Below are 561 nucleotides of genomic sequence, written 5' to 3'. Positions count from 1 at the left end.
TGCGGCGAACTGTGGGTCTACGACGACCTGAAGTGCCTGGGCCACAAGGCTTCCGGGACTGGGCACGCGGGTGACGATCAACACCTGCGACGGCGCCTCCAGCCACCAGGTACGCGACTCGGTGCGGCAGTTCATCACCGGCACCAAGGGTTTCGGTGACCTGGGCACGTCCTTCTGGGACCCCGTGGGCCACTCGTCGTTCTCCGGCTACGACATGACCGCATTGACCAGCAACCGCCGCCCCACCGCCGCCATGGACGGCTTCCTCAACGTATGACAGGAGAATCCGTGTCTCTCAAGCGTCTGGCGCTCCTCACGGCCGCGGTGAACGTGGCCGTGTTGATCCCCGTGCCCGCGGTCGCAGCCGCAGCGGCGTTGCCGCCGCAGTGCTCGGGTACCGCGCCGATCAAGTGCAGTTTCAACGTCGCTCCAGGCAACTACGACGTCACCGTGGAACTCGGCAGCACCTCCAAGGCGGCGAACACGTCGATGTCGGTGGAGGCCCGCAGGCAGATCCTCCGCCCCGTGTCGACCACCGCGGGCCAGCTCATCCGCACCGCC

Annotated in this window: 1 protein-coding gene and 1 pseudogene; both read left to right on the top strand. The window is 67.2% G+C overall.

The annotated features are described in order from the left end of the window. Positions 1-70: 70 nt before the first annotated feature. The gene (locus SK571_RS46215) at positions 71-277 is read left to right on the top strand and encodes a hypothetical protein (RefSeq protein ID WP_319990440.1); all 207 of its coding nucleotides are present in this window, start codon (positions 71-73) and stop codon (positions 275-277) included. Positions 278-288: 11 nt separating this feature from the next. Next, a pseudogene (locus SK571_RS46210) lies at positions 289-561 on the top strand (rhamnogalacturonan acetylesterase); the annotation flags it as partial.

The sequence above is a fragment of the Lentzea kristufekii genome, from assembly GCF_033949925.1.
GTDB classification, from domain to species: Bacteria; Actinomycetota; Actinomycetes; order Mycobacteriales; family Pseudonocardiaceae; genus Lentzea; species Lentzea kristufekii.
This window is presented reverse-complemented; position numbering and strand designations above follow the sequence as displayed.